This is a genomic window from Aliinostoc sp. HNIBRCY26, from assembly GCF_050235535.1.
GTDB lineage: Bacteria > Cyanobacteriota > Cyanobacteriia > Cyanobacteriales > Nostocaceae > Trichormus.
Genome location: NZ_CP189852.1, coordinates 2,027,954 through 2,047,378, shown reverse-complemented (window position 1 = coordinate 2,047,378; position 19,425 = coordinate 2,027,954). Strand labels below are relative to the sequence as shown.

The window sequence follows — 19,425 nt, the reverse complement described above, 5'->3', positions numbered from 1 at the left end:
CAACTGAACCCAACTCTCGTCGTCGCTGTAGCCAGGTTGCAAGGCAATCAATGAATGGATAAGACTTCCAAAAACTTGTCGCACAAGAGCTATTACCGAAATTGTGGACAGGGGCTGTAGTGGTCATGGATCATCTCAAGGCACATAAAATGAAGGGGATTAGTGAAATGATCGAATCCGTAGGTGCAAGGGTCGTTTATTTATCACCCTATTCACCTGAATTTAACCCCATAGAATATCTCTGGTGGCAACTCAAAGCATTTATCCGGAAGTTTTCACCGAAAAATATTTTGGCAGTAGTACAACTGTTGTCTCTAGGAGTCCTTTTATGCTCAACTCAGCAACTCCAAAACTATTTTTATCACTGCTGCTACTGTACCAGTTAGTCCCGCACAGTGCTGTATGAGTAGGTAGATATTGATATTATTATTTGTAGGCACTGGCAAATTTTGAAAGAAGAATTTCCTTCTCGTTATGTTGTCATTGCTACTACAAATGTCAAAAATTTAAGCCGATTTAGCGAAGCTAGAACCTGGAGAGATATTACAATGAATTAAATTATTCAAAAATAATGCAAAAAAATGACGATGAAGATGAGTTTTTAATTTTGTTAAAAACTGCTAAATTCTTCATCGTTAGGTTTATCAATATACCAATATTTCGGAGGTAATTCAAAATCCAAAACCTCATTTTGAATTTTGAATTTTGTAGCCTGCTTCCTGTAGGGTATTTTGAATTGTTACGGTGTTCCCACTGCGCCAGAGTAAATTAAACCCCGTTGTAAATCCATCGTGAGAATCGCCCCATCCCGAATCACTTCAGTGGCTTTCTTAACACCCACAATTACAGGTACGCCTAGACGTAAACCAATTACGGCTGCATGGCTAGTCAGGCTTTCATCTTCGGTGATAATTCCGCCGGCTTTGCGAATTGCATCTACATACTCAGCACCAGTGTGAGAAGCAACTAAAATATCGCCTGGGTTAAAGTTGGTAGCATCCAAACCTGTGTGAGCTACCCTAGCACGACCACTAATTGAACCTTGTCCCAGTCCAATACCTTGACCGAGTATGGCTGTTACGACTTCAACTTTAATTAAATCCGTCGAGCCGGAAACCCCTTGGAGTGTACCAGCAGTCATGACGACCAAATCACCTTCAAACAGTAATTTATTTTCCTGAGCCACGTTAATGGCAGCTTGGAAGGTTTGACCGGCGGAAGGTAATTCTAAGACTAACAGTGGTTTCACTCCCCAGACCATCTGTAGTTGTCGGGCTACGTTGACGTGGGGTGTCACTGCTAAAATTGGTGTGTGGGGACGGAATTTCGAGACGTTGCGAGCTGTTGCCCCAGTTTGGGTTAAGGTCATAATCGCTGCTGCTCCCAACTGTTCAGCAATTTGCCCTACAGCTTGGCTAATGGCGTTGGGAATGGAACGGCGGTTATCTCGTAGTTGCCGTAATTTAGCACTGTTATCTTCTTCCTGTTCGATGCGTTCTGCAATTCGCGCCATTGTCGCTACAGCTTCCACAGGGTAGCTACCCACAGCCGTTTCGTTAGACAGCATCACTGCATCTGTACCGTCTAAAATCGCGTTGGCTACGTCGGAAACTTCCGCGCGGGTGGGACGGGGGTTACTCACCATGCTATCTAGCATTTGGGTAGCGGTGATGATGGGAATCCCCAAACGGTTGGCTGTTGCAATGAGGCGTTTTTGCAGTACAGGGACATCTTCGGCTGGTAGTTCTACCCCTAAGTCGCCTCTTGCTACCATTACACCGTCACATAAAGCAAGAACGGCTTCCATTTGTTCTATCGCTTCATGCTTTTCGATCTTGGCTACTACTGGTACTTGCTTACCTGTGCTGGAAATCAGTTCTTTAATTTCGATGATGTCTTGGGGGTTGCGGACAAAAGACAACGCTACCCAATCTACACCTTGGTCTAGACCGAACATCAAATCCTCGCGGTCTTTGTCGGTCATGGCTTTGATGGAAAGGTAAACTCCAGGGAAGTTGACACCTTTATTGTTAGATAACTTACCAGCGACCGTCACCCGACAATGTAAGTCACCCTTATCACGGTTGATATCCTCCACTACCATTTCTACCCGACCATCATCGAGGAGGATTTTTGCACCCACGGGGACTTCATCTGCTAAATATTCGTAGGTGACACAGCTAATTTCTTGAGTACCGACTACTGGGCGATTTGTCAAGGTGAAGCGATCGCCTTTAGCTAAAACTATAGACCCGTTCTCAAATTTTCCCAAGCGAATTTTTGGCCCTTGCAAATCTTGGAGAATTGCTACTGGCTGATTTAGTTCAAAGGCGGTTTGCCGAATTAGGCGGATACTGCGCTGATGGTCGGCATGAGAGCCGTGGGAGAAGTTAAGCCGTAGCGTGGTTGCACCCGCTTCAATAATTGCCTTTAGCATTTCCGGGCTGCTGGTGGCGGGGCCTATTGTCGCGACAATTTTTGTTCGGCGTACAGAATCTCTTAATTGCATAGGGGCTGATACTAGGGAGCTATTTAGTGGGTCATAGTTGAAGAGTGCTGAGTTGAAAGTGCTGGGTGCTGAGTTAAAAGACCGTCCACAAAAAACGGGGCATTAACCCACTCAGGGCAATAAGATTCCACCGATGGGCGGACATTTACCAAGTGCGAAATTACCGAGTAATTCGTACTTTACTCAACACCAGCTAAACGCCGCGCTACCGCTAACAGCACTCAGCACTGATTAAGGTGAGTTGAGGGTCATTTGATGGTCAGTTGTTGCACCAGAAGTAGCAAAACTGTATCACAGAGTACATATCGTACAACAATCTGTGTTCCATCCTCCCTCAACCAGAGATTTTTACATCAAGCTTATTCGTTATGTGGATAGCACACCCTCATCAGCAAAGACTGATTGTCTTGTCTGGAATCATAGCGTCATTCATCTACATAATCGTCAAGATGTAGATAAATCTTGCTATACAAAAGCTTATAAAACTTTATTATTCACTAATCTTTGTCGTATATTCGTAATAATTCGATCAAAAAGGAGATACTAATGCTCACATTGGAGGCACAACAGCCTTTAAAAGTCCCACCCAAGGAATTTTTAACGCCTCCTGGTGATTTTAATCCCACGATGCTGTTATTTTTTGCATCTGTGGGGATGTTGGTATTTTCCAACTTTGGCTATTGGCTTTGGCAATGGCCGCATTGGGTGTGCTTTGGCGTTAATACCCTAGCTTTACATTGTGCGGGGACAGTGATTCATGATGCTTGTCATCAATCTGCCCACCGCAACCGCATAATTAATGCCATGTTAGGTCATGGTAGTGCCTTGATATTAGCTTTTGCCTTTCCTGTATTTACGCGAGTACATTTACAGCATCACGCCCATGTCAATCATCCCAAAGATGATCCTGACCATTACGTTTCTACAGGCGGGCCACTTTGGTTAATTGCTGTCAGGTTTTTGTATCATGAAGTCTTTTTCTTTCAACGTCAACTGTGGCGCAAGTATGAATTACTAGAGTGGTTTATTAGCCGCTTGATTGTGGTGTCAATTGTATATATTTCCGTGCAGTACCATTTTTTAGGCTACATTCTCAACTTCTGGTTTATTCCAGCGTTTATTGTAGGGATAGCACTAGGGTTATTTTTTGATTATCTGCCCCATCGTCCCTTTGCGGAGCGCGATCGCTGGAAAAATGCCCGTGTCTATCCTGGTAAACTGCTTAACATCCTGATTCTCGGTCAAAATTATCATCTCATCCATCATTTGTGGCCTTCCATTCCCTGGTACAACTATCAGCCTGCTTATTATGTAATGAAGCCACTGTTAGATGAAAAAGGTTGTTATCAAACTTCAGGATTATTGCAGAAAAAAGATTTCTTTGAATTTGTTTATGACATCTTTTTAGGAATTAGATTTCATCGCCACGAAGAATAGATTTTTTACAACCACAAGATTTCAGGTAAATTCAAGGTTTGTAGTCAGGACTGAAGTCCTGACTACAAACCGTAGTGTAGTATTTTTACACTGCTGAATTTATATGCCGAATTTTAGTCAGCGATCGCCCAACGTACGTAAGGACGAAAAGCCGCAACAGTTTTATACACAATCAGCTTTCCGGGTGGACTAATCTTCCGTAAATCTACTCGAAAATAGGCTTTTTTATTTTTAAATTCTACATTATAAAATACATACTCTTCTGATATGGTTTTGCCAACACAATTGGCATACTGACTATTTAAATTTGACACAAATTCCACAAAATGCTGATTAGTTGATGGGACTAATTTTGTTGCATCTGCAAACAATCTGGTATCTGCCACTACCGTATGTTCTGCCCCGCCTTCATAGGGAAGAATTATCCACCATAATCCGACTGTTTTGGGGCAATTACCACTAGTGCGTTGTACATTTAACTGTACATTAGGAGTAGATAAAGGTTCTTGCGCTGGCTGTGACTGTGCAGATGTTGTAGTAGCAATTGTTCCCATAACAACAAATGCGCCAACAATTCCCCTAATAATTCCGATTTGATGCAACTTTTTCATAAACTTAATTTTTAAATTTACAATTACAATAAATTTCAGCTAAATCAGATACAAAATTTTAGAATAAATTTGCTAGAAACTGTTCCCTAGTCTCTATTAAATCATGTGAAGGCATGGCAGAAATAAAAGTGCCATGTTGTGACAAATTATCGTGTTTTCAGTTACAGTTATTCGCTGCTGAAGTAAGCAACAATGTTGATTAATCAATAGCAATGCAGCCCTTAACGTAAATTACGCTGCTGTTACATGAAACCTAGAATTATTGTTTGCGGCTTAGGACGAACAGGATATAAAATCTTTCGTCTGCTGAGACAACAGGGGGCGTTTGTCGTTGGTATTCATCACAAACCCATCCCAGGTGAAGCAGCAGGCGATGTGATTATCGGTAATTTATGTGCAGCTGCTACTCTCACAGCAGCAGGAATTAAAGAGGCGCACACTTTAGTCATCACGGGTTCAGAAGATGAATTAAATTTGTCAGTGATGATGCAAGCACGGGTGTTAAACCCTGGTATTCGCATTATTAATCGCCTATACAATCTTAATTTGGGTGAACGTCTGGATCAAACATTATCAGACCACTTGAGTATGAGTGTGGTGAGTTTAGCTGCACCATTATTCACCTTTGCCGCTTTGGGAAATCAAGCGATTGGACAAATTAAGTTATACGAACAAACTTGGCCAATTCAAGAAGAATATATTGATGAACATCATCCTTGGTTGGGTCGTCAATTGAGTGATTTGTGGGAAGATCCTACACGGATGCCAATTTATTACTTACCCCTAGAAGGGGAAATGAATTTAGTCTCGGCGGTACTATCGGGACAAAAGTTAAATATTGGCGATCGCTTAATTGTGGGCATCCAACCGCGCGTTCGTCAAATCCGTCGTTCTTTAATTAAAAAACTCCTGAAAGTTTTCACGAGTCTACGCCAGTTTCAACAACATGGACAATCGGTTGTCGCCGGTGCGATCGTGCTTTTGGCGGTAATTTTGACAGCCACATTCACTTATATGTCTACAGAACTGAGTTTATCTGTAGTGGATGCGCTTTATTTCTCTGTTGGCATGATTACAGGCGCAGGCGGTAATGACCAAGTTGTGGAAAATGCTCCCAATAGTGTGAAAGTGTTTACCGTGGTGATGATGCTAGTGGGAGCGATCGTCATTGGTATCTGGTACGCCATGTTGACCGATTTTGTCTTGGGTAATCGCTTCAAGCAATTCTGGGATGTGGCGCGTGTTCCCCTACGACATCACTATATTGTCTGCGGTTTAAGTGGCATTGGCAATCGCATTGTGCAGCAACTCCACAACAGTGGTCATGAAGTTGTAGTTATTGAAACTGACTCAAATAACAGATATATTAACTCTGTCCGGGGCTTGGGTATCCCTGTAATTCAAGGTGATGCGAGTTTCCGCACCATCTTGCAAACTAGCAATGTCCACTCGGCGGCGGCGGTGTTAACTGTCACCAATAACGACGCTACAAATCTGGAAATTGCCCTGAAAGCCAAGGGTTTAGCACCAAAAATCCCCGTGATTGTCCACTATGCTGATCCAGATTTTGCGGGGATGGCAAAACAGGTATTTGACTTTGAAGCTGTACTCAGTTCCGCAGAATTAGCAGCACCAGCATTTGCAGCTGCGGCTTTAGGCGGACGCATTTTAGGTAATGGCATCACCGCCGATAAACTCTGGGTAGCCTTTGCAACTTTAATTACACCCTCACACCCTTTTTGTAGCAACTTAGTCAAAGAAGCCGCCATGTCTGCGAACTTTGTCCCTTTGTATATAGAAAGCAATGGTCAAAGAATTCAAGGTTGGGATTTACTGACTACCTATCTCCAAGAAGGTGACATTTTATATTTGACTATGCCAGCTAGTCGTTTATATCTGTTATGGCGCAATGAGCGCGTCTGTGGTGATCAAGTTTAACCCTCCGAATTTTAGATTTTATTGACTGTAGCTAATACCAATTCTCTATGAAGCCAAATAAACCCTGTAGAGACGTTGCATACAACGTCTCTATAGTACAGAATAAAGTGCATCTATGGCTACGCCAGGCAAGCTACATTAAGAAACGACATAACACAAAAGCTATAAAAATCAGGATGATTCACTTTCAATAATTGGACATATAACTGAAGGATCATGATCAGATTTGATTTCCCAACCAGAGAGTAATCCTGATAATTCTTGTCTCAAAATCAGCAATTGCTGAATTTGCTCATCAATAGCTTTTACCTTATCTTCCAATTTCACTTTTATATGGTCACAAGGTAATTGCCCACCATCATAAACATCTAAAAAATCCTTAATTTCTGACAAGCTTAATCCTAAGCTTTGAGCGCGCTTAATGAAGTGCAATCTCTCCAAAACATCAGAGCTAAATAATCTAAATCCACCTTCCGTTCTGCCTGATGATTTGAGTAGACCCAGTTCTTCATAGTAGCGGATGGTTTTAATGGGTACACCGCTTTCCTTGGCAACTACACCAATTTGTTTGGCTTCTGCTTGGGCTAACATACTGATCTAAACTCTCAGCAAGATAGATGATTACTGACTTTATACTAGACTCTCCATTTGGATGGAGAGTCAATCATTGTAAGAATTGCGTTCAAATGTCAGTCTGACCAGTTTTCCTACTTGTACTAAAATTGCGATTTGGTTCATATCCTTCATCAAGGATGATGGTTACTTCCTGAATATTCCCATCTGTTGTAACTGCTTTGTGTGACTTGGGTTTACTCAGTAAAAACCACCAAATTTCTAAGCTTATTAATCCCAATCCGCCAAAGGTAACGGCTAATTTGTTCCCTAACGGTTGTTCAAGACGTTGAAATTGATGAGCTGGGACTGTTGTAGATGAGTGTGTCGAATGTTGTGTTTGGGCGATCGCTTCTTGTGATGTCATGCCCCATAAAATCCCCAAACTGGCTATACTACCGATGAGTGTTGTTTTGTTGACCATTGTAAAATCTCCTGTGTCAAAGGTGCTGATTTAGGTGTGAATCCCTTTAGCTTGGAAGTTACGTAAACGCAGCGCATTAGTCACTACGGAAACTGAACTAAAAGCCATTGCTGCACCGGCGATAATCGGATTGAGCAACCAACCCCAGATCGGGAAAAGAATACCGGCGGCGATGGGAATACCGACAATATTGTAGATAAACGCAAAAAAGAGATTTTGGCGAATATTGCCAATGGTGGCGCGACTGAGTTGAATAGCTGTAACTATACCTTGTAAATCGCCAGAAATTAAAGTAATATCACTAGCGGCGATCGCTACATCTGTACCAGTGCCAATGGCAATTCCCACATCAGCTTGAGCTAGTGCGGGTGCATCGTTAATCCCATCCCCAACCATCGCAACAATTTGGGATTTTGGATTTGGGATTTTGGATTTTAAAGAAAATTTACTCTGTTGTACCTTTGCACCCCCGCTTCCCTGCTTTTGGACTTGCAAAGATTGAATTACTGCCGCCTTCTGCTCAGGACGAACTTCTGCTAAAACTCTGGTAATCCCAACTTCACGAGCAATACTTTCGGCGGTGCGGCGGTTATCACCTGTGAGCATGACAACCTCTAAACCGAGTTTTTGCAATGCTTTTACCGCTTGGCTGGAAGTAGGTTTAATGGCATCAGCAATCCCCATCAAGGCTTTAATTTCACCGTCAACGGCTAACCACACGGCGGTTTTACCTAGATACTCTAAGCGTTCTTTGTCTGATTGCAAAGTTTGAGTGTCAATACCCAATTCTGACATCCAGCGTTGTGTACCAATCTGCACTAGACGGTTAGTAACAATACCTTGCACACCACTACCAGCGATAGCCACGAAGTGGCTTGCCGAAGGCATCGCTTCAAAATCTCTCACATCTGCTAAAGTAACTTCTTGAGATTCCGCATATCTGACAACTGCTTCTGCTAGGGGGTGTTCTGAATTGCGTTCTACTGAGGCGGCTAGTTGTATCAGTGCAATTTCGTTACTATTAGCCGTACCATCAACTGTGAGAAAATCTGTAACTGTTGGTTTACCTTGAGTAATTGTGCCGGTTTTGTCTAAAACAATAGTTTGAATTTGGTGCGCTAGTTCCAGACTTTCAGCCCCTTTAATTAAAATACCGTTTTCTGCACCTTTACCTGTTCCTACCATGACTGAGGTTGGTGTGGCTAAACCTAAAGCGCAGGGACAAGCAATAATTAACACTCCAACTGTGGTAATCAATGCCAAGGAGACATTGCCCATCATGTTGTACCAAATCATAAAGGTAAGAATAGCGATCGCCAAAACCACTGGCACAAAGAAGCCCGTAACCTGGTCTGCTAATCTTTGAATGGGAGCTTTCGAGCCTTGAGCCTGCTGCACTAGTTGCACAATCTGCGCTAGCATGGTGTCCTTGCCGACTCTGGTGGCGCGAAACTGGAAACTTCCCGTTTTGTTGATGGTTGCACCGATGACTTCATCCCCTGGTTGCTTTTTCACTGGGATACTTTCCCCTGTCACCATCGCTTCATCTACAGTGGATGTTCCTTCCACTACTTCCCCATCAACGGGAATTTTCTCCCCAGGACGCACCAGCACTACATCCCCAATTTCTACTTCCTCAATCGGTACATCAATTTCTCGTCCATTGCGAATTAACCGCGCGGTTTTCGCTTGTAACCCTATCAGCTTGCGGATAGCTTCTGAAGTTTGACCTTTGGCGCGATTTTCTAAGAGTCGTCCTAACAAAATCAAGGTTATGACAACTGTTGCAGTTTCATAATATACATCTGGTGTTAATCCTTGAGCAATAAAAAAGCCTGGAAATAAGGTAGCAAAAAGGGAATAAAAATATGCTGCACTCGTACCTAATGCTATTAAAGTGTCCATTGTGGCTGTATGATTTTTGCCAGCTTTCCACGTATTGATGTAGAAGGAATAACCACACCAGAACTGTACAGGAGTGGTGAGGACTAATTGCAGCCACGGGTTATGCAACCATGAGGGAATCAAGGGCAGATTTAAGCCTGTCATCATTGGTAGTGAGCCAATCACTAAAACTGCACTAATAATCCCCCCTACCGTCAACTTTCGCTGCAAATCACGGGATTCTTGCTGACGATATCTTTTTTCTTCATCATCCTCTCCTGTCATTACATTTTGTTCTTGCAGGGGAGAGGCAGAATAACCTGCTGCATCCACTGCCTTGAGGATGGCGATTAAATCAGTTTTTCTAGGGTCATAATCAACTGTTGCCTGTTCTGCCGCAAAATTCACACTACACTCATCTACACCAAAGACAGAATTGATGGCAGTTTCAATATTTTTAGCACAGGCAGCGCAACCCATCCCACGCAGTTTTAGTCTGGCCTTTTCCATTTGCAGACTCCAATTTTCCCATCAGATTCAAGACTGATTTCATCTTGAATCCTCCAGTGAACTGGAGTGTCAAGTGGGGAAAGAAAATTGGCAGGGGGCAGGGGAGCAGGGAGAGGAGGGAGGCTTTCAAGGGTAGGTATTTTGTATTTGGTCATTTTTTGGCTATTTCAGCCGATGCTTAAATCCTGAAACGACCAAACCACGTTAAACAATTGAGAATTTTCTCAACTATTTTTGAGATTCTAAAAAACCTACCCTTGAAAGGAGGAGGGAGGTAGAGGAAGCAGGAGGAGCAGAATCCAATGATTGTATTTACTCTGACTGATTGAATAATTTATCTGCTTCAAAACAACTGTCTTTCCCCCTACTCCCTTACCATCGCTGTAAACTCTCTCCTTTGCACCCTGCCCCCTGCGAATCTTAATATGTAAATTAAAAGTACAACATCTCAATACCTATTTCTCTTTATCTTCATCGCCCAACATCCTTAATAATTTCCTCGCCACTAAAATTCCTACAACTCCTGCACTAGCTAATTCCACTACTTGCACCACCTTTTTACCAACATGGCCAGGCGCAAGATGATGATGAAAGATTTCTTCATCTAGCCATTCAGTTGCAGCTTTAAAGTCATGAATTGGAGTTGGTAATAGCGTTAAATAGGTACCTTGACGGATTAAATGTGCGGGTTCGCCAGTGACTTCAAAAAGATTGAATAGATTGGCGGCAGCATCATTTACCCCTAATTTCAAGAGAGTTCCCCGAATATTTACTTTAGCTGGTTTGGGGTCATCTCCGAGAGCGATCGCTTTTAAGTTGCGCGCAATATTCGCCCCCTGTTGATAAGCAACTTGGGCTGTCGGTGGTAGGGAAGTATTCTCAACAGCTGCACAGTCACCACCAGCAAATACTTCTGGAAAATCGAGCAACTGCATCGTAGGTGTTACTAGCAAACGACCATGATGATCTCGATGTTCTGGCGGAATAGGTAAGTCTTGAATCAAGGGATGGGTAGAAGTGCCAGCTGTCCAAATTGTAGTGACTGTTGGCACAGTTTTAACTACATTATTGTGCCGATATTCAATAGCATGAGGGTAAACGGCAGTGGCTTCTGCTCCCCTAATCATTTCAATTTTTACAGCCCGTTTTTGTAATTCTTCTTCCGCGATTTGCCGCAGTAAATCATTGATATCACCCTCAAGAATTTCCTGCCCATGATTGAGGAGAATTACACGAATTTCTGTTGCATTACCTCCTAAAGCTGCGTACCAATTGGGGAGGAAATCAGCTAAGGTTGCAGCCATTTCTATACCGCTAGGGCCGCCACCTACTACAACTACTGTTAATAGTTTTTGACGTTGTTCTCTATCTTCTGTTTGCAACGCTGTATGTAAACAGCGACGTAAATGCTTGTCAAGTGCGATCGCATCTGCTTGTGTCCAGAAAGGAAAAGCATTTTCCCTCGCACCTGCAACGTGATGATAACCAGTAACGCTACCTAAAGCTAATACTAAATTGCTGTATTGGTAGGAATTTTCCGAAACTAATTTTACTTGCCTTTGATGTAGGTCTATTGACTTTACTGTATCTTGAACAAAAATTACACCACTACCTTGAAGTAATTCCGCAAACTTCGGGACTACTTGAAAACTATCCATTTCCCCATCAAAATATTCATAAAGTAATGGCTTAAAACAAAAACGTTCATTTTGATCAATTAAGATTACAGAACGAGGATAGGATTCATGAGCCAAATGTAACGCTGTAAATAATCCAGTGAAACCACCACCGACAATCACAGTTTGATAAACTGAGCTGTTCATAAAAATTATCTTGTTACTGTTGACTGTTGACCTAAATAAATAAAAATAAAGCAATCAGAATAGCACTTAAAACAAAAGCAAAAACAATAGCATATTCAACTCTGCGGCTTAAAAAGCCTACAGCAGAAATTAAGGCGATCGCTAGCCCCAAAATACCGATGTACTGCTCTTTTTGTAACCCACGCGCAATCAATTTATCTTGATTTATGCCTGGTACTGGTGTTTCTGTGATTGCCCGTCTATCCTGTAGTTCCTGCACGAATAAATTCATCATCTTACTCCTAAAAATATTTTTAATTGTGAAGATTTAATCCCGCCATAGATAGAGAATTGAGAAGAGAAAAACCCAAACTATATCCACAAAATGCCAAAATAAAGTTGCGGCACTGACACCAAAATAACCTTGATGATAATTACCAGGAAGAAAAGAACGAACCAGCATAGTCACCAGGAGAATTACACCAGCAAGAACGTGCAAACTGTGGAAACCTGTTAGTAAATAGAATGTAGAACCTACTAATCCTGTACTGAGTCCAAAATCTAGTTTGCTCCACTCAATGCCTTGACCAATCAAGAAATAACTGCCCATGCCAATTGTCAGCAACCAAAGCCAACGGAATTGATTCAATTTGCTATGTTGGAGAGCATTTTCTGCTGATTGCACAATCAAACTACTAGAAAGTAAAACTACCGTATTGATCAGCACTAGCGTAGATAATTTCGGCCCTGAGATACCAGGTGGTAGCCAATTTTGCAAGTGTGTCAATCGCAAAGCAACATAAGTAAAAATAAAACTCAAAAAAATGATACTTTCTGACAGGAGAAATACTATAAATCCAAAAATAGCCTTACCATGATGGTCTTCAGCATTACCACCACCACTAGGTAAGAAACGCTTCAGCCAAGAAGGTAAATATTTTCGCCACCGTTCAAAACGGATAGGACTTTCATCTATATAAATAGTGCGCCGATTCATAATTTTAACTGCGAACTGCGAACTGCGAATTGCGAACTGCGAATTGATTCATCTCTCCCATATTTCTCTGCGCCTTTGTTCGTCTGACTCAGTAGGTTCTATGACGGAATATTTGGGATTACCGTAGTCGTAGGGTGGTCTTTTCACCACGGGAATTTCTGCAAAGTTATTTCTTGGTGGTGGTGAAGTGGTTGTCCATTCTAGTCCGGTGGCGTGCCAAGGATTATTCACTGCCTTTTGGCCGTATAGCCACGAACCAACCATATTGGCAATAAAGGGTAGGGTGGATACTCCTAGCAAAAAGGCTCCTAAGCTGGATATGATATTCCCATCTTGATACTGTGGGTCATAGGAGGAAATTCGCCGTACCATCCCCTGTAAACCTAGTGGGAGCATGGGGAAGAAAGTCAGGTTAGCACCAATAAAGGTTAACCAAAAGTGCAATTTACCCCAGCCTTCGGCGTACATTCGGCCGGTAATTTTGGGAAACCAAAAGTAAATGGCGGCAAAAATCGCCATTGTGATGGTGTTGAAAACAATGTAGTGGAAGTGTCCCACCACAAAGTAGGTATTGTGGACGTGAATATCAAATGGTACTGCGGCTAGCATCACACCAGTAACACCACCAAGTAAAAACATGGCTGCACCTCCCATTGCAAACAGCATAGGTGTCTCTAAGTGCAGTTTGCTTTTCCAAATTGTGGCAGTCCAACCAAATGCTTTTACGCCAGTGGGTACAGCTACCAGCATGGAAGTAAACATAAATAATATCCGCATCCAGCTTGGGGTGGCACTGGTAAACATATGGTGTACCCAAACGAAAATACTAACTAAAGCAATGCCTAAAGAAGCAACAGCTAAGGAGCGATAGCCAAATAGGGGATTACGCGAAAAAGCAGGTAAAACTTCTGCGAAAATTCCAAAAGCGGGCAGTGCCATGATGTAAACTGCGGGGTGGGAGTAAAACCAGAATAGATGCTGGTAAATGATGGGGTCGCCATTCTCCAGGGGTTTAAAGAATTGCGTCCCAAAATTGAGATCAAGTAACAGCAATATCAATGCACCAGTAAGAGCAGGTAAATTAATTAGCTGTAACAACTGCGCGCTCAAAGCTGACCAAACAAACACAGGCATTCGGAAAAAACTCATTCCTGGGGCGCGCATCCAAAAAATAGTAGTGACAAAGTTCACAGCCCCCATAATGGAAGAGATACCGATGATGACTAAACTGACAATCCACAGACATTCACCGTTAATGGGCTGACCTGGAGGAATTTGCAAACTAATAGGTGGATAAGACCACCAGCCAGACTGCGCCGTACCATTAGGCAGTAAGAAGCTAGAGATTAATAAAATGCCTCCTGGGGGAATCATCCAAAAAGAAATGGCATTGAGGAGAGGAAACGCCATATCCTGCGCGCCAATCATCAGTGGTACTAAGTAGTTAGAGATACCTGCATTAAAGGGGATAATCCAGAGAAAGATCATAATTGTCCCATGCAAGGTGAATAGACCGTTATACAAGGGACGATCAACCATATTTAATGCAGGTGTAATCAGTTCAGCACGGATGAGCATGGCCAAAAGTCCGCCCACCAAGAAGAAAATGAAAGCCGTCACCATGTACTGCACAGCGATCGCTTTATGGTCGGTGTTGAACTTAAAATATTGTCGCCAGTTATTCTCAGGCTCGTTTGGTGGTACGGTTTCTCTAATCTCATGTGTCATTTTTGACGTAATTCTCCTTGGCAATGACCTCTTGACTGGGTGCAACAGTATACCAACCACTCTTCAACATGGTTTTTGGTGGTTGGGTATACTCAGCCACAGCTTGATTTTGATTTGTTGCTAGTTCTTGTTGGGCTTGGGTTATCCACTGGTTATATTGCTCTAGAGACTCAACCTGGACATCAGCATCCATCAGTGAAAAATAAGTACCACTGAATAGAGCATCTTTGAGCTTATACTTGCCTGGGCGAATGGGTGTAACTACAAGGTCAATATTGCGTCCAGGGACAATATACTGCTGTAATCGAAAATCAGGAACGTAAAAACTATGAAGTACGTCCTTGGCGTGCATATTTAGGCGAGTCCGAAGATTGACAGGCAGGTGTAATTCTTGACTAATAACATTATTGGGATAGCGAAAAGACCAATCCCACTGCTTGACAAATACCTCGATAGTTTCCACCGCAGGTTTAGGTTTTTCCCCACTGGGTATGGCATAAGCTGCTTCCGATTCCAGTGGTGTCGGCAGTTGAACAATCTGCTGTAAACCCAGAATATTTAATTGCTGGTAAATATTGACACCTTGAAAAGCTAACCACAACACCAATACAGTTGGAGTTGCAGTCCATAGAATTTCTAATCTGATATCTCCCCTAGATGGATGTCCTTCACTGTAATCATTCGTGGGTGCGCGAAAGAATATGATAGAAAACACCATCATGCCCAACAGCACAAAAATGATGAATGCACCTATGGAGACTAGGAAGCTAAATAAATCATCTACTTTTTGTGCTTCTGCTGTGGCTTGAATTGGCATCCAGGTGTATGCCTGCTGACCAATCCAATGGCTAATGGCAAGTAATATGGCAATAACAACTGCTATTAGTAAATATTTTAAAAATTTAGGCATAAATTTTCTAGATTTTCCTTTATTTAGGTAGTAAGTTCGGATTTACGCCCTCTTGAATTAACTTGGCAGCAGTTACATGAATGCCAAACTCCCCACCTAATTGCCCTCCCAAAGTGCCGTGGACATACAAAAGACCCAGCATGGCCATACCTACTAACAAGTAAGACCACTGCACTTGCTTAGAGTAATAGCGTTGCCAACCTCTCCAGACTGTCATAGCGACAATAGCCCCCAACAACACCACACCACCCAAGCCATGTAAAAGCATTGTCCAAGAGGCGTTTAACCCCCAATCACTTTTTTGATTCACTGGTGGGTTGGCTAGTAGTAACTCGAAAAAACCGAATCCCACGGTGAAAAAGGTGACTACAGCCGCCCCTAGCAGGTTGTACCAGCCGACATCAAAGAAGCTAGAACGAATAGCTGTTAGACCTAAGAATTTGAATATGGGTCTTTCTATTGGGAAAATAGCCCCTGCGATGTCAAATAAGATGGCAATGATAAATAAGCCCAGTGTCAGATGCACTAGTTTTGGGTGCATAGGAATTTCATAGGGTAATCCATTTGCACCCAACCTCAATCTCAATTGCTCAATTAGTTGTGAGTTCATGGTGATATTCCCGGCTGCATTGTTTCCACAACAGGCTGAACGTGCAGTCCGTAGACCCAAAATAGTTTGCTCCCCAGGTATACTTGCAAAAACACTAGACAAACTAAAACTGTGGCGACACCAAGATAAGCGGGAGGAAGTTTTTGCGGGTGTCGGTTACGGATCACAAATCGCCAAGCTGTCATTCCCGCCACAAATGCCCCTAGTGACCAACCCATCACAGTATGAAAATTCAGTGTGGGTTGGGCTGCTGGGTAAACTTGCGCTAAACCAGCTTCCAACTGTCCAAAGATGATGGCGAGAAAAATTGCGATCGCCCCTACAAACATATTCCAAAAACTGACCTCCAAAAACCGCACATCACGGCTGAAATAACCCACCACATCGCAAAAAAAAGAGAAAAACACCATTGCAATGACAAAGTGGACGATAATGGGGTGAATGGGGTCGGGATAAGGTAAACCCTTACTATTTAACATCAGAGCTAGCATTCAGCTCTCCTAATATCAATAGGCTATGAATCAATTCAAAATTCAAAATTCAAAATTCAAAATTCAAAATTAAAGACAGCCACCCACAAGGGGGAGCCACTGCGGTGGACGGGTTCCCCGGCATAAAGGAGGCAGTGCGTTGGGCGGGTTTCCCGACTTAAAGCAACTGCCGTCAAGTGGCGTTGGGGTTTCTACCTACCTTGGGAAACAAGGATTCTTTCGCCCACTAGGGGCGAGGTTTTGAACCTAGCTTTTTCCTATAAATAGTCCAAAATTTGCATAAATTATTCAGATTTTGGCTTAATGATTGGTTTAAAACCGAAAAAATACAAATCAGTAATTACTGCCTGCAATTAATAATTACAGGGCAAAGCAGCTAAAACTCATCTTTCTGCGGATGGAGATGAGAGTGACTCAAGTAGTAAAATAATCCAGCTTGATTAGGGGCGATCGCCAGCACACTGTTCACAATACTTGATTGAGCAATGGCGATCGGCAATATTGGGCAAAACTCTAGAGTAACAGACTACCAAAGCCTTTCACCCAGACGTAACAGACTTTACAGTCATCCTGGTCAAGTGTGAGGCATCTTGATGAGTAACAGCGTAAACTTTTTCAACATAAACACCCCACACTAGTTATAATTTCCTATAAGTTGAAAAAACTCTTAAGATTAGCGTAAAGATTACGCTTGTCTGACACCGACTAGCTAAAAATCATTATTAGGAGGATTACCTATGGCGCTGGTACCAATGCGGCTGTTGTTGGATCACGCGGCTGAGAACGGTTACGGCATCCCAGCTTTTAACGTTAACAACCTGGAGCAAATTCAGGCAATTATGAAGGCGGCTGAAGAGACAGATAGCCCCGTCATTTTACAAGCTTCCCGTGGCGCGCGTAACTATGCAGGTGAAAACTTCCTGCGCCACTTGATTTTGGCTGCGGTAGAAACCTATCCTCACATCCCCATTGTCATGCACCAAGATCATGGCAATGCTCCTTCCACTTGTTACTCAGCTATCAAGAACAACTTCACTAGCGTAATGATGGATGGTTCTTTGGAAGCTGACGCTAAAACTCCTGCCAGCTTCGAGTACAACGTTAATGTTACCCGTGAAGTTGTCAATGTAGCTCATGCTTTGGGCGTAAGCGTAGAAGGTGAACTTGGTTGCTTGGGTTCTTTGGAAACCGGCGCAGGTGAAGCTGAAGATGGTCACGGTTTCGAGGGTACACTCGACCACTCCCAACTGTTAACTGACCCCGATGAAGCTGTTAGCTTCGTAGAAGCAACCCAAGTAGACGCTTTGGCTGTAGCTATCGGTACAAGCCACGGTGCTTACAAGTTTACCCGCAAACCCACTGGCGAAATTTTGGCTATCAGCCGCATTGAAGAAATTCACCGTCGTCTACCTAACACCCACTTGGTAATGCACGGTTCTTCCTCCGTTCCCGAAGATTTAATCGCTTTGATTAACGAATTCGGCGGTGCGATTCCTGAAACCTACGGTGTACCTGTAGAAGAAATCCAAAAAGGTATCAAGAGCGGTGTACGTAAAGTGAACATCGACACCGACAACCGTTTGGCTATCACCGCAGCTGTCCGCGAAGCTTTAGCAAAAGCACCCAAGGAATTTGACCCCCGTCACTTCCTCAAGCCTTCTATCAAATATATGCAGAAGGTTTGTGCTGAACGTTATGTACAATTCGGCACTGCTGGTAACGCTAGCAAGATTAAGCAAGTTAGTCTCGAAGATTTTGCTGCTAAGTATGCTAAAGGCGAACTGAACGCTGTCACCAAGGCTGCTGCTAAAGTTTAATTTTAGTCAAAGATCAATAGGGGCAATACTTTGCTCCTGCAAAATTTTTGATATTGATATTTAAGTCAACCGAGTGACATCAAAGTTACTCGGTTTTTTGTCGCGGTTTATATTTCAATACGGTTCAGTTAAGGTGGTGAGAGTTAATTTCTCAATTTTGGCTCTGCCTATTAGACAATGAGCAAGATTTGGGGGATTCTCCCCCAAGCCCCCGATTGGGGGACGGTTGCGTCCCCCAAACCCCCTCCAAAATCATTTTTTCGTTTTTTGTTGAGTGAACATTTGCTGGCTTGGTTGAAATTTATTTTTCTTACCTGAACAGTATTGGTTTATATTTATTTATCTAATCAGAGGCTGTTCGACTTCTCGTGAGATTTCGACAACGTTGGAGTCAAACACAATCACATGAATGGCCGTAGGTAGAAGTCGCTGAAGAATTTGCATATAAGCATCTGCATCATGACGACGGTGAAACCTTGCTATTACCATTCGTTACATATCTGGTAGTTGGCGAATAATACACCAAGGTTGACTATTTGATTTTGGCTTTGAGGTTGATATCATAGTTGAATACTTTCCCACTTTGTGGGATGCGTTAAGAATGGCGTAGACACGAAGTGGCTTGTCGTAAGACATCGCTCCGTATGTTTTCCAGGCAAGACGAGCGATCGCTTTTGATGTACACAGATATTATCGGGCGCATATGCACCCTTGTCAACCATAAAATGGGTTATGTTAGGCTGCAAATTCGAGAACTTGCTCAACAGAAAGGTTGGACGCTAAAAGAAGTTGCTGAACGTTCTGGAGTCAACTACAACACAGTCAAAAGTTACGTTCAGCGTGATGTATTAAATACTGTTGACTTAAGCGCAGTCTATAAAATAGCTTGTACTTTTGAAGTAACAATTGAAGAATTGATGGAATTGGTGGAAGAATAGGCTCATCAAAAGTAAATCAACAAACCATTCGCTTTATTTGCTGTATCTTGATAGTAATTAACTAGACTGAAGTATTCCCAAAAATTACAGTGTGATCGCATCCCTTCTATAATAGGTAATAAGCTCGCACGACTATAGGCGATAAGCGAAGCTTAAGCCTTGGACGATCGCAATTAAACCAATTCAATCGATTGGTAAACTAGAGAT

The 19,425-nt window shown here is 42.7% G+C and carries 19 protein-coding genes; 5 read left to right on the top strand and 14 right to left on the bottom strand.

Translation table 11 applies throughout. The annotated features are described in order from the left end of the window. The first annotated feature begins 125 nt into the window (after positions 1-125). Positions 126-386, top strand: coding sequence for a transposase (locus ACQFX9_RS08715; RefSeq protein ID WP_427161620.1), 261 nt, complete (start codon positions 126-128; stop codon positions 384-386). Between the two features lie 353 nt (positions 387-739). On the opposite strand, the gene pyk is transcribed toward ACQFX9_RS08715, so the two are convergent. Beyond that, positions 740-2,509 carry a pyruvate kinase gene (gene pyk, locus ACQFX9_RS08710; protein ID WP_427161619.1) on the bottom strand — a complete coding sequence of 590 codons (1,770 nt, stop codon included), beginning with the start codon at positions 2,507-2,509 and terminating at the stop codon, positions 740-742. Positions 2,510-3,055: 546 nt separating this feature from the next. Here pyk and crtR point away from each other — a divergent pair. Beyond that, positions 3,056-3,946, top strand: a complete 891-nt coding sequence (gene crtR, locus ACQFX9_RS08705) for a beta-carotene hydroxylase (protein ID WP_427161618.1) — start codon at positions 3,056-3,058, stop codon at positions 3,944-3,946. Positions 3,947-4,059: 113 nt separating this feature from the next. Here the strand turns inward: crtR and ACQFX9_RS08700 are convergent, their stop codons facing one another. Next, positions 4,060-4,557 (bottom strand): hypothetical protein, encoded by a 498-nt coding sequence (locus ACQFX9_RS08700; protein ID WP_427161617.1) that lies wholly within the window; start codon positions 4,555-4,557, stop codon positions 4,060-4,062. A gap of 246 nt (positions 4,558-4,803) precedes the next feature. Here ACQFX9_RS08700 and ACQFX9_RS08695 point away from each other — a divergent pair, with 246 nt between their 5' ends. Continuing rightward, a complete protein-coding gene (locus ACQFX9_RS08695) occupies positions 4,804-6,495 on the top strand; it encodes an NAD-binding protein (protein WP_427161616.1) in 1,692 nt (563 codons plus the stop codon). 171 nt (positions 6,496-6,666) lie between these two features. On the opposite strand, the gene ACQFX9_RS08690 is transcribed toward ACQFX9_RS08695, so the two are convergent. The 11 genes from ACQFX9_RS08690 to ACQFX9_RS08640 form a co-directional block, all read right to left on the bottom strand. Then, a complete protein-coding gene (locus ACQFX9_RS08690) occupies positions 6,667-7,086 on the bottom strand; it encodes a heavy metal-responsive transcriptional regulator (protein WP_427161615.1) in 420 nt (139 codons plus the stop codon). A 91-nt stretch (positions 7,087-7,177) separates the two neighbouring features. After that, positions 7,178-7,531 carry a hypothetical protein gene (locus ACQFX9_RS08685; protein ID WP_427161614.1) on the bottom strand — a complete coding sequence of 118 codons (354 nt, stop codon included), beginning with the start codon at positions 7,529-7,531 and terminating at the stop codon, positions 7,178-7,180. 30 nt (positions 7,532-7,561) lie between these two features. Then, positions 7,562-9,925, bottom strand: a complete 2,364-nt coding sequence (locus ACQFX9_RS08680) for a heavy metal translocating P-type ATPase (protein ID WP_427161613.1) — start codon at positions 9,923-9,925, stop codon at positions 7,562-7,564. A 455-nt stretch (positions 9,926-10,380) separates the two neighbouring features. Beyond that, positions 10,381-11,748: an NAD(P)/FAD-dependent oxidoreductase gene (locus ACQFX9_RS08675; protein WP_427161612.1), complete on the bottom strand. Its 1,368-nt coding sequence runs from the start codon at positions 11,746-11,748 to the stop codon at positions 10,381-10,383. Between the two features lie 31 nt (positions 11,749-11,779). After that, positions 11,780-12,019, bottom strand: coding sequence for a hypothetical protein (locus tag ACQFX9_RS08670; protein WP_427162840.1), 240 nt, complete (start codon positions 12,017-12,019; stop codon positions 11,780-11,782). A gap of 36 nt (positions 12,020-12,055) precedes the next feature. Then, on the bottom strand, positions 12,056-12,724 hold the full coding sequence (locus ACQFX9_RS08665; protein WP_427161611.1) for a cytochrome c oxidase subunit 3: 669 nt from the start codon (positions 12,722-12,724) through the stop codon (positions 12,056-12,058). 48 nt (positions 12,725-12,772) lie between these two features. Further along, on the bottom strand, positions 12,773-14,452 hold the full coding sequence (gene ctaD, locus ACQFX9_RS08660) for a cytochrome c oxidase subunit I (RefSeq protein ID WP_427161610.1): 1,680 nt from the start codon (positions 14,450-14,452) through the stop codon (positions 12,773-12,775). Beyond that, positions 14,442-15,362 carry a cytochrome c oxidase subunit II gene (locus tag ACQFX9_RS08655; RefSeq protein ID WP_427161609.1) on the bottom strand — a complete coding sequence of 307 codons (921 nt, stop codon included), beginning with the start codon at positions 15,360-15,362 and terminating at the stop codon, positions 14,442-14,444. The genes ctaD and ACQFX9_RS08655 overlap by 11 nt, the downstream gene beginning before the upstream one ends. A 19-nt stretch (positions 15,363-15,381) precedes the next feature. After that, positions 15,382-15,972 carry a DUF2231 domain-containing protein gene (locus ACQFX9_RS08650; protein WP_427161608.1) on the bottom strand — a complete coding sequence of 197 codons (591 nt, stop codon included), beginning with the start codon at positions 15,970-15,972 and terminating at the stop codon, positions 15,382-15,384. Continuing rightward, on the bottom strand, positions 15,969-16,463 hold the full coding sequence (locus tag ACQFX9_RS08645) for a DUF2231 domain-containing protein (protein ID WP_427161607.1): 495 nt from the start codon (positions 16,461-16,463) through the stop codon (positions 15,969-15,971). Before ACQFX9_RS08645 ends, ACQFX9_RS08650 begins: the two co-directional genes overlap by 4 nt. A 376-nt stretch (positions 16,464-16,839) precedes the next feature. Further along, positions 16,840-16,962 (bottom strand): hypothetical protein, encoded by a 123-nt coding sequence (locus ACQFX9_RS08640; protein ID WP_427161606.1) that lies wholly within the window; start codon positions 16,960-16,962, stop codon positions 16,840-16,842. Positions 16,963-17,200: 238 nt separating this feature from the next. On the opposite strand from ACQFX9_RS08640, the gene fba reads away from it, so the two are divergent. Beyond that, positions 17,201-18,280 carry a class II fructose-bisphosphate aldolase gene (gene fba / locus ACQFX9_RS08635; protein WP_236141874.1) on the top strand — a complete coding sequence of 360 codons (1,080 nt, stop codon included), beginning with the start codon at positions 17,201-17,203 and terminating at the stop codon, positions 18,278-18,280. A gap of 339 nt (positions 18,281-18,619) precedes the next feature. On the opposite strand, the gene ACQFX9_RS08630 is transcribed toward fba, so the two are convergent. Continuing rightward, on the bottom strand, positions 18,620-18,769 hold the full coding sequence (locus tag ACQFX9_RS08630) for a hypothetical protein (RefSeq protein WP_427161605.1): 150 nt from the start codon (positions 18,767-18,769) through the stop codon (positions 18,620-18,622). A gap of 155 nt (positions 18,770-18,924) precedes the next feature. Here ACQFX9_RS08630 and ACQFX9_RS08625 point away from each other — a divergent pair, with 155 nt between their 5' ends. Beyond that, positions 18,925-19,218, top strand: coding sequence for a helix-turn-helix domain-containing protein (locus ACQFX9_RS08625; protein WP_427161604.1), 294 nt, complete (start codon positions 18,925-18,927; stop codon positions 19,216-19,218). The last annotated feature ends 207 nt before the right edge of the window (positions 19,219-19,425 follow it).

Coding starts and splice junctions, on each gene's coding strand:
- ACQFX9_RS08695 (WP_427161616.1), top strand. CDS start 4,804: ATGAAACCTAGAATTATTGTTTGCGGCTTAGGACGAACAGGATATAAA.
- ctaD (WP_427161610.1), bottom strand. CDS start 14,452: ATGACACATGAGATTAGAGAAACCGTACCACCAAACGAGCCTGAGAAT.
- ACQFX9_RS08675 (WP_427161612.1), bottom strand. CDS start 11,748: ATGAACAGCTCAGTTTATCAAACTGTGATTGTCGGTGGTGGTTTCACT.
- ACQFX9_RS08700 (WP_427161617.1), bottom strand. CDS start 4,557: ATGAAAAAGTTGCATCAAATCGGAATTATTAGGGGAATTGTTGGCGCA.
- ACQFX9_RS08670 (WP_427162840.1), bottom strand. CDS start 12,019: ATGAATTTATTCGTGCAGGAACTACAGGATAGACGGGCAATCACAGAA.
- ACQFX9_RS08630 (WP_427161605.1), bottom strand. CDS start 18,769: ATGGTAATAGCAAGGTTTCACCGTCGTCATGATGCAGATGCTTATATG.
- ACQFX9_RS08715 (WP_427161620.1), top strand. CDS start 126: ATGGATCATCTCAAGGCACATAAAATGAAGGGGATTAGTGAAATGATC.
- ACQFX9_RS08665 (WP_427161611.1), bottom strand. CDS start 12,724: ATGAATCGGCGCACTATTTATATAGATGAAAGTCCTATCCGTTTTGAA.
- ACQFX9_RS08655 (WP_427161609.1), bottom strand. CDS start 15,362: ATGCCTAAATTTTTAAAATATTTACTAATAGCAGTTGTTATTGCCATA.
- ACQFX9_RS08645 (WP_427161607.1), bottom strand. CDS start 16,463: ATGCTAGCTCTGATGTTAAATAGTAAGGGTTTACCTTATCCCGACCCC.
- ACQFX9_RS08680 (WP_427161613.1), bottom strand. CDS start 9,925: ATGGAAAAGGCCAGACTAAAACTGCGTGGGATGGGTTGCGCTGCCTGT.
- ACQFX9_RS08690 (WP_427161615.1), bottom strand. CDS start 7,086: ATGTTAGCCCAAGCAGAAGCCAAACAAATTGGTGTAGTTGCCAAGGAA.
- ACQFX9_RS08685 (WP_427161614.1), bottom strand. CDS start 7,531: ATGGTCAACAAAACAACACTCATCGGTAGTATAGCCAGTTTGGGGATT.
- crtR (WP_427161618.1), top strand. CDS start 3,056: ATGCTCACATTGGAGGCACAACAGCCTTTAAAAGTCCCACCCAAGGAA.
- pyk (WP_427161619.1), bottom strand. CDS start 2,509: ATGCAATTAAGAGATTCTGTACGCCGAACAAAAATTGTCGCGACAATA.
- ACQFX9_RS08650 (WP_427161608.1), bottom strand. CDS start 15,972: ATGAACTCACAACTAATTGAGCAATTGAGATTGAGGTTGGGTGCAAAT.
- ACQFX9_RS08625 (WP_427161604.1), top strand. CDS start 18,925: ATGTTTTCCAGGCAAGACGAGCGATCGCTTTTGATGTACACAGATATT.
- fba (WP_236141874.1), top strand. CDS start 17,201: ATGGCGCTGGTACCAATGCGGCTGTTGTTGGATCACGCGGCTGAGAAC.